The 8,698-nt window shown below is 46.7% G+C and carries 7 protein-coding genes and 1 rRNA gene; 4 read left to right on the plus strand and 4 right to left on the minus strand.

Features of this window, described 5'->3' with window-relative positions; genetic code table 11:
- The first annotated feature begins 13 nt into the window (after positions 1-13).
- Positions 14-709, plus strand: coding sequence for a VC0807 family protein (locus tag P3C17_RS18410; RefSeq protein WP_300930783.1), 696 nt, complete (start codon positions 14-16; stop codon positions 707-709).
- Between the two features lie 32 nt (positions 710-741).
- Here the strand turns inward: P3C17_RS18410 and P3C17_RS18415 are convergent, their stop codons facing one another.
- Positions 742-1,914 (minus strand): cystathionine beta-lyase, encoded by a 1,173-nt coding sequence (locus P3C17_RS18415; protein ID WP_300930784.1) that lies wholly within the window; start codon positions 1,912-1,914, stop codon positions 742-744.
- A gap of 51 nt (positions 1,915-1,965) precedes the next feature.
- The gene (locus P3C17_RS18420; RefSeq protein ID WP_300930785.1) at positions 1,966-2,736 is read right to left on the minus strand and encodes an EAL domain-containing protein; all 771 of its coding nucleotides are present in this window, start codon (positions 2,734-2,736) and stop codon (positions 1,966-1,968) included.
- A gap of 216 nt (positions 2,737-2,952) precedes the next feature.
- On the opposite strand from P3C17_RS18420, the gene ubiD reads away from it, so the two are divergent.
- The 3 genes from ubiD to fre are packed head-to-tail and all read left to right on the plus strand — an operon-like array spanning position 2,953 to position 5,450.
- Complete coding sequence (gene ubiD, locus P3C17_RS18425; RefSeq protein ID WP_300930786.1) at positions 2,953-4,464, plus strand: 4-hydroxy-3-polyprenylbenzoate decarboxylase; 1,512 nt, start codon at positions 2,953-2,955, stop codon at positions 4,462-4,464.
- Positions 4,465-4,472: 8 nt separating this feature from the next.
- Positions 4,473-4,739, plus strand: coding sequence for a 2Fe-2S iron-sulfur cluster-binding protein (locus P3C17_RS18430; protein WP_300930787.1), 267 nt, complete (start codon positions 4,473-4,475; stop codon positions 4,737-4,739).
- Between the two features lie 15 nt (positions 4,740-4,754).
- Positions 4,755-5,450 carry an NAD(P)H-flavin reductase gene (gene fre, locus P3C17_RS18435; protein WP_300930788.1) on the plus strand — a complete coding sequence of 232 codons (696 nt, stop codon included), beginning with the start codon at positions 4,755-4,757 and terminating at the stop codon, positions 5,448-5,450.
- A gap of 67 nt (positions 5,451-5,517) precedes the next feature.
- Here the strand turns inward: fre and P3C17_RS18440 are convergent, their stop codons facing one another.
- Both P3C17_RS18440 and rrf read right to left on the minus strand, forming a co-directional pair.
- On the minus strand, positions 5,518-7,545 hold the full coding sequence (locus P3C17_RS18440; RefSeq protein ID WP_300930789.1) for a S9 family peptidase: 2,028 nt from the start codon (positions 7,543-7,545) through the stop codon (positions 5,518-5,520).
- Between the two features lie 898 nt (positions 7,546-8,443).
- Positions 8,444-8,558, minus strand: a 5S ribosomal RNA gene (rrf, locus tag P3C17_RS18445).
- Positions 8,559-8,698 lie beyond the last annotated feature (140 nt).

Genomic DNA, 8,698 nt, shown 5'->3' on the forward strand with positions numbered 1-8,698 from the left:
ATCGGTAGCATTTATGAGTCAGACAGAAAAGAAAAAGTCATCCGGGTTTTTAGTAAACCTACTTTTTAACATCGTTATCCCTACGCTGATTTTAAGTAAACTCAGTGAAGAACATCAGCTCGGGCCTGTTTGGGCTTTAGTGGTGGCTTTGGCTTTCCCCTTGGGTTTTGGTTTGTGGGAATTACAGCAAAGCAAAAAGGTAAACTTCTTATCCGTGTTGGGTGTAGTCAGTGTATTACTGACAGGTGGCATCAGCTTGTTACAGCTGGATCCGGCTTATATCGCCATTAAAGAAGCGGCTGTACCAGGCTTAATTGCTTTGGCCGTCTTAATCAGTCAACGTAGTAAATACCCGCTGGTGAAAAAGATTCTGTTAAATGACGAACTGATGGATTTAACCAAGCTGGACGCTAGTTTAAAAGCGAACAATGCGGAACAACTTTTCGCCGCTAAATTACAGAACTGTGCTTACCTGGTGGCAGGAGCTTTTACTTTGTCGTCAGTACTTAATTATGCTTTGGCTAAATATTTGCTGGTCAGCGCACCAGGCACGCCATCGTTCAATGAGGAGCTGGCACAAATGACGGCAATGAGTTATCCGGTCATTGTGCTGCCTGTTACTGTGGTGCTAATGGTGGCAATCTTTTATCTGTTCAGCCAAATTGGCAAAGTAACAGGCGAAAGCATCGAGTCTTTTTTACGGCAGTAACGGATATACCCAAGTAACATCAGGTGCTGTAGTTACAGCGCCTGATGAAAACGCTCAAAGGCCGCGGCTAAGTCGGCAATTAAATCTTCCGTATCTTCCAAGCCAATATGCAAACGAATTAAAGGCCCGCTGTAAGGCCAACTGCTGGCTGTTCTGAGTTTCTGAATATTTAAGTTTGGAATAATCAGGCTCTCGTACCCGCCCCAGGAAAAACCCATTTTAAAATGTTCCATACCTTCAATAAAAGCCGCTACAGCTTTGGCATCCCCTTGTTTTAGCACAAAAGAAAACAAACCATTGCTACCGGAAAAATCACGTTGGAAAATAGCGTACCCAGGGTTTTCAGGTAAAGCAGGATGACGCACAGTTTCAACTTCAGGTCGTTGCTGCAACCACTTCGCCACTTTTAACGCATTAGCTTCGTGCTGAGCTAAACGCACTTTTAAAGTTCGCAGACCACGGCTGGCTAAATAGGCATCATCGGCTGAGGCACAATAGCCCATCAGGTAGCTATGCTCCCGCAGCTGTGGCCAATACTGTTCATTGGCAGTGGCAATACCTATCATCGCATCTGAGTGCCCCACTATGTATTTGGTCGCTGATTGAATACAGACATCTACACCCAGACCATAGGCATCCAACAACAGAGGGGTGCCCCAGGTATTGTCCAGCATCAATACTAAGTTATGCGCTTTCGCTATAGTGCTTATGGCAGGAATGTCCTGTAGCTCCATGGTCAGAGAACCTGGAGATTCAAGAAAAATAACTTTGGTATTGGGTTTTACTAAGGCGCTGATACCAGCACCAATCAAAGGGTCGTAATAGGTAGTTTCTATGCCTAAACCTGCCAGTAACTTGTCGCAAATAGCGCGGGTCGGTTCATAGGCGGTGTCGACCATTAAGAGATGATCACCCTGCTTTAAAAAACACAATAAAGCGGCGTTAATAGCAGCTGCACCACAAGGGTATAAAGCACAACCAGCTGACCCTTCCAGATCGCAAATAGCATCCTGCAGTGCGAAATGAGTGGCGGTGCCACGACGGCCATAATAAGGCACTCTGTCACCGCGATGTGCTGTGGCATGTTTCAGTTCAGCCATCGTATCAAAAACAATAGTCGAGGCTCGCACTACAGGCGGGTTTACTGCCGAGCCTGTCCATTCTTTGCCACGACCAGCATGGATCAATTGAGTCGCTTTTTTCATGAAGAACACCTTAGACATCCAGATGTCTGATAATCTACAGTTTTTTTCAGCTTAGCGCCAGCCGTTGATTTCTGAATGAGTTAACAGCTTTTCCAGTTGAGGTTTAGCAAAGTAATAGCCCTGATACCAATTGATACCAGCGTCGACCAGATAATCCAGTTCGGCTTTACTCTCAACGCCCTCGGCCAGCACTTTGGTACCGAGCTCACAGCAGACGGTTAAAATGCCTTTCAGCACAGCTTGTTTGACTGTGTCCTGATCAATATCCCGTATTAAGCCCATATCCAGCTTTAATACCGCTGGCCGTAGCGAGGTTAACCAGGCTAAGCCGGCATAGCCTGAGCCAAAATCATCTATTGCTGTGATAAAACCCCGCTTGGCATAACTTTCGAAAATACGTTTCAGCTTGCCCTGATCGATAATCTGCTCACCTTCTGTCACTTCAAACATAATTTGAGTGATATCAAAGCCAAACAGATCGCCCGCTTCAATAGTGGCGCGGATGCAGGTTTCGGGGTTATAAACGGCATTAGGTAAGAAATTAATACTTAACAGCTTTTTCAAACCTAACTTAGAGGCTGTTTCAATGGCTTTTACCCGGCAGGCCTGATCAAAATAGTATTTATTGCTGTCGTTAATTTGCTCAAATACCCAGCCAGCGCCCTGACCTTCAGGGCCTCGAACCAAAGCTTCATAGCCTATAATGTCTTGCACTGACCAGTCGATAATAGGTTGAAATGCCATACGAATTTCAAAACCAAGTGACTGGCCACTTAAACAGTCCATGCAGCTTTGTTGTTTAATTTGTTCAGGAAAATTCATAAAACTGACTCCATCATGAGCGTTATGTCCCACATTAGATGACGAAGCCGTCGAAACGCAAGTTAACTGCGTCCAGATGAAGATGACATGTGACGACAGTAGATTGGTCTTATCTGTCCTTTGCTTCGTATTGGTCAGAACCACAAAGCAGCACAGGCTGGTTTGCCTATACCAGCCATGTATAATAGCCCCCACACTAAGCAGAGCCAGAGCCTTATGAAATATAAAGACCTGCGTGACTTTATCAGTCAGCTGGAGCAACGTGGATTGCTCAAACGAATTTCGATGGAAATCGACCCCTATCTGGAAATGACCGAAATAGCTGACCGGACTTTACGTGCCGGTGGCCCTGCTTTGTTATTTGAAAACCCAAAAGGTTTTGATGTTCCGGTGCTGGCTAATTTATTTGGTACACCAGAGCGTGTTGCTTTAGGTATGGGCCAGACTGATGTCGCCGCTTTACGTGAAGTTGGTAAATTACTGGCCTTCTTGAAAGAGCCTGAGCCGCCAAAAGGTTTAAAAGACGCCTGGAACAAACTCCCTGTATTCAAACAAGTGTTGAATATGCCAGCCAAAGAAGTGAAACGAGCTCCTTGTCAGCAAGTAGTGCTTTCTGGCGATCAGGTTGATTTAACCAAAATTCCAGTGATGACCTGCTGGCCAGGAGATGCTGCACCTTTAATCACCTGGGGTTTAACCGTCACTAAAGGCCCGCATAAAGAGCGGCAGAATTTAGGTATTTACCGCCAGCAAGTGCTGGGGAAAAACAAAGTCATTATGCGCTGGTTATCGCATCGTGGTGGCGCTTTGGACTTTTTAGAATGGCAAAAAGCCAATCCGGGTCAGCGTTTTCCGGTCGCTGTTGCTTTAGGAGCCGACCCTGCCACCATTTTAGGCGCTGTGACTCCGGTGCCTGATACCTTATCTGAATACGCCTTTGCTGGCTTATTACGCGGTGATAATACCGAAGTCACCCGCTGTATCAGTAATGATTTACAAGTACCAGCCACTGCTGAATATGTACTGGAAGGCTATATCGAGCCGGGCGAAATGGCGCTTGAAGGTCCTTATGGCGATCACACCGGCTATTACAACGAAGTAGATTCCTTTCCCGTATTTACTGTGACTCATATCACGCACAGAGAAAATCCGATTTACCACAGCACTTACACAGGCCGTCCACCAGATGAGCCGGCGATTTTAGGTGTGGCGCTGAACGAAGTTTTTGTGCCTATTTTGCAAAAACAATTTCCGGAAATTGTCGACTTTTACCTGCCGCCTGAAGGTTGTTCCTACCGTATGGCTGTAGTGACCATGAAGAAACAATACCCTGGCCATGCTAAACGCGTGATGATGGGCGTCTGGTCTTTCCTGCGACAGTTTATGTACACCAAATTTGTGATTGTCTGTGATGACGATATCAATGCCCGCGACTGGCAGGATGTGATTTGGGCTATTACGACCCGGATGGATCCAGCGCGTGATACGACCTTGATAGAAAACACGCCCATCGATTATCTGGATTTTGCCTCGCCAGTATCGGGTTTAGGCTCAAAGATGGGCTTAGACGCCACCAATAAATGGCCAGGCGAAACAACCCGTGAATGGGGAGAACCTATAGTGATGGATCCGGCAGTTAAAGCCAAAGTAGATGATATCTGGGCTGAACTGGACATAATGCCTGCAGAACAAGCAGTTCCTGCGCTAAAAGTGCCAGGCCAAAAATGAGCCATCAGGTGACAATACAACCCAGCGGTCTGAGTTTTCAGGTAGACAGCAACGAAACTATTCTCGAAGCGGCTTTGCGCCATGGCATCGACTTTCCGTTTCGTTGCAAACAAGGGGTTTGTACCTCCTGCGTCTGCCGCCTGCGCTCTGGCTCTGTGTCTTATCTGCCACCTGAACCTTTGTCCGATCTGGATAAAGCGCAGAACTTTACCTATTGTTGTCTGGCTTATGCCGAGTCAGATCTGACCTTACACCACCCTTTTATTCGTGGCTAAGCCGCAGGATTATTCATGACCAAAGTGATTTGTACCGTCGATAAAATTCAGCCCTTAACTTCAGGAGTGCACCAGATACTGCTGACACCACAACAGAAAGTTGAATTTAAACCAGGCCAATATTTGCAGCTGTGCTTAACAGATCAAGACAAAAGGCCTTTTTCTGTTGCTTCTATCCCTGCACAGGATCAACTGGAACTACATATTGGCGGCGCAGTAGCCGACCAATATTCCGGTCAGGCATTAGCTCATCTGCAAAGCAACGATGACGTGACTGTAGAAGTGGGTTTAGGTCAGGCATTCTGGCGTGAAGACAGTCATAACCCTATTTTGTTGCTGGCTGGCGGCACAGGCTTTTCTTATATCTACAGTATTGCGCAGGCGATAGCGGCTGCAGGTGTGAAAAGACCAGTGTTTTTATATTGGGGGGTACGTCACGAGGAAGCTTTGTACCATATGCCAGAATTGCAGCAATGGGCAGCCACTTACCATGATTATAAGTTGATGCCAGTAGTCCAAAGCCCAACAGATAATTGGCAAGGCCGTTCTGGTTTAGTGCATCAGGCGGTGCTGGACGATTTTGTATCTCTGGATGCTTACGATATTTATATTGCAGGTCCTTTCCCTATGGTGGGTGTTGTGCGGGATGCTTTCCTAGAGCAAGGTGCCAAACGCGAACAAATGTTTGCAGACGCTTTTGCTTATATCTGAGTAACCCCCTAAAAAACCAAGGGCCGCTTTATTAAAGACGGCCCTTTTTAATTACAGCTACAAAACTCTACTTTTTATGTTTGTTAAACCAGTAGGTGATATAAGCAGGCTTGGCCATCATATTGCTTGGTCTGATATGAATGCCATGTGAAGCACCTGGGATCCTTACCATAGCGGTTTCTATACCCCTTAATTGCAGCGCCTGATAAAACTGTTCAGTTTCAGAAATAGGGGTGCGGTGATCTGCTTCGCCCGTCATCAGCATGGTTGGGGTTTTGACATTGCCCACATAACTGATGGGTGAGTGCTTCAGGTAATGCTCTGGTTTCTCCCATGGCATGCCAGGGAACCAGTACTGGCTGAAGTAGTTGTACATATCGGCATTCAGTACAAAACTAAACCAATTAATCACAGGGTTTACAGCTACCGCAGCTTTAAATCTGTCGGTATGACCTACTATCCAGCTGGTTAATAAACCACCTCCACTGCCGCCAGTCACAAAGAGTTGTTCAGGATTGATAAAACCTTTCGCCACTGTAGCGTCCACCACATCCATCAGATCGTTGTAATCTTCACTCGGGAACTTATGGTGGATCAGATTGGCGAATTCCATACCATAGCTAGTGCTGCCACGGGGGTTGGTATACAACACTACATAACCCTGAGCAGCCATCAACTGCAATTCCATCGCAAATACAGGACCATAAGCGGTATGTGGGCCACCGTGGATTTCCAGTATGAGCGGGTACTTTTTGGTTTTATCGAAGTTCGGCGGCAAAATCAGCCAGCTGTGCAACTTGCGCTGATCGACAGAAGAAGTCACCCAAAACTCTTCTACTTCACCTATATCACGGGATAGCTGCAAATCTTTGTTCAGTTCGGTCAGCTGTTTCTTTTTGCCACTCTGCCATAAGCCAAGTTCAGCTGGCGCCTGAGTCGACATTTGGGTATAGGCAATGTCGCCATCATCAGACACGCTAAAACTGCCACCAGTATAAGGACGGCTATAGGAGCCACCACCAACCTGCTCCACCAGTACTTTACGTTTGCCGCTCAGAGGTTGTAAGGCAATTTTTCCCTGCGCCTGATCGTCGTATTGAATATAAAGCGCATCACTGTCGCCGCCCCAACTAAAGCCATCAATGGCCCGGTCTAAATCTGCAGTAAGAGCTTTAATCTCGCCAGATTGCAGGTTTTTGACATAAAGCTGATTGGCCTGATGAGCCAGCTTTTTATCATCATAGCCCAGATAAGCCAGCCATTTGCCGTCAGAAGATAAAGCCGGCGAGTGATCGGGGCCAAAACGGTCAGTGACTTGAGTCAGGTTTTTATCAGCGATAGTTAACTTGTACACTTCACTATTTTGAGCCTGAGCTCTTTTGTCCGATTGACGATTGGCAGAAAAGTAAAACGCTTTACTGTCTTTTTGCCAGCTGATGTCGCCGCCATGATCAAAATCACCGCTGGTTAGCTGTATGGGAGTACCACCATCAGCAGCCATCAGATAAATATGTCGATAGCCTGCAGGTAAATAACCCCGGCCATCAGCTCTGTATTGCATGGTGTCTATATAAACAGGCGCTTTAGCCCAGTCGTTTTGTTCAGGCTTACCCGGTAAAGTGACCGGATTCGCTGCTTTTTTCGGCGTAAACATCGAAAAAGCCAGCCACTTACCGTCTGGTGACCAGCTCAAACCTGAAGGAGTTGCAGGTAAATGGCTGATTTGGCCGCTTTGGCCATTGTCCATCCAGCGGATATGGATCTGTTGTTTACCCGAAGCCGATGAAATAAAAGCCAGTTTTTTGCCATCTTCTGACCATAAAGGCGAGCTGATATCTGCTTGTTCTGACACTAAAGGCCGCAACTGACCGGTTTTCGTATCACTGAGCCATAACGATCCAAGACGTTTATCAAGCACCTGATCGAAACGGTTACGCACAAATACGACCTGATCACCATCGCTGCTGATCTGAGGGTCTGACACAAACTCTAACTGAAATACATCTTCATATTGCAGCGGTTGCTGTGCTGCTATTGCGCTCAGACTGATACCTGAAATCGCTGCAAAAACCGCAGTTTTAATAAATAAATGCACCTGGACCTCGTTATTCTGATTATGGGTTGAGCAGATACTAAGTTGGGTTTGATGACTATTGCCAGAGGGATGCGGCTAATGGGGGTGTTTTGGGGATGGAGATTGGCACAATCGCCTGTAGGGGCCGTCCCTTATGGGCGGCCGTCTTTGGGTTTTGGCTGAGAGTTGAGCGGGTATTGTTTGCAATTCAAGCAGATTAGCTCTGAATTCGGAGGCGGTGAACTACTTTAACAGCGGATTAGCTCTGAATTCGGGTGCTTATTCCGGGCGGTGAGGCGACAGCAGGCCGTCTTGTCCGGCCTTTCGCAGAGCTCAAGGCGTGAAACAGGCGTGACGCAAAACTGTTTGCGTCCCGTTTTTCCTGTTTCACCCTGGCGACCGCCTGTGCAGCGCAAGTAAAGAATCCACCTTCTGAAGAAGGTGGCTTTGTGTTAAGCCCCTAAAAGGGGCCCTTTGTCGAGTAACTGAGCAACTGCAGCGTCCGTTACTTTTTTATTTAGTCTGTGCCAAAGAACTTGATGCCTAATCCCAGCTTGGTATAGCTCATAAGAAAAATACAAACAGAGTTTCAGGCAAAGCCTTTTGGATGATAACCACCTACTGAAGTAGGTGGTTTAGGGCCGAAAGTAAAGAATCCACCTTCTGAAGAAGGTGGCTTTGTGTTAAGCCCCTAAAAGGGGCCCTTTGTCGAGTAACTGAGCAACTGCAGCGTCCGTTACTTTTTTATTTAGTCTGTGCCAAAGAACTTGATGCCTAATCCCAGCTTGGTATAGCTCATAAGAAAAATACAAACAGAGTTTCAGGCAAAGCCTTTTGGATGATAACCACCTACTGAAGTAGGTGGTTTAGGGCCGAAAATAAAAAACCCCGCTCACTGAGCGGGGTTCTGTATTTGGGAGCCTGGCGGTGAACTACTCTCGCATGGCATCTGCCACACTACCATCGTCGCGGCTGCGTTTCACTTCTGAGTTCGGAATGGAGTCAGGTGGTTCCACAGCGCTATTGCCACCAGGCAAAAACTGTTTTTAGGTCTTTAACAAGCAAACTGATAAATCGAATTCTTTTCACACCACACACAAACACCTTGGGCGTTGTATGGTTAAGCCTCTCGGGCAATTAGTATGAGTTAGCTTAACACATCACTGCGCTTCCA

The sequence above is a fragment of the Rheinheimera sp. 1928-s genome (assembly GCF_029269265.1).
GTDB lineage: Bacteria > Pseudomonadota > Gammaproteobacteria > Enterobacterales > Alteromonadaceae > Pararheinheimera.

Bases quoted from the DNA above. Each gene is read 5' to 3' on its own strand.
- fre (WP_300930788.1), top strand. From the start codon at position 4,755: ATGACCAAAGTGATTTGTACCGTCGATAAAATTCAGCCCTTAACTTCA.
- P3C17_RS18415 (WP_300930784.1), bottom strand. From the start codon at position 1,914: ATGAAAAAAGCGACTCAATTGATCCATGCTGGTCGTGGCAAAGAATGG.
- P3C17_RS18410 (WP_300930783.1), top strand. From the start codon at position 14: ATGAGTCAGACAGAAAAGAAAAAGTCATCCGGGTTTTTAGTAAACCTA.
- P3C17_RS18420 (WP_300930785.1), bottom strand. From the start codon at position 2,736: ATGAATTTTCCTGAACAAATTAAACAACAAAGCTGCATGGACTGTTTA.
- ubiD (WP_300930786.1), top strand. From the start codon at position 2,953: ATGAAATATAAAGACCTGCGTGACTTTATCAGTCAGCTGGAGCAACGT.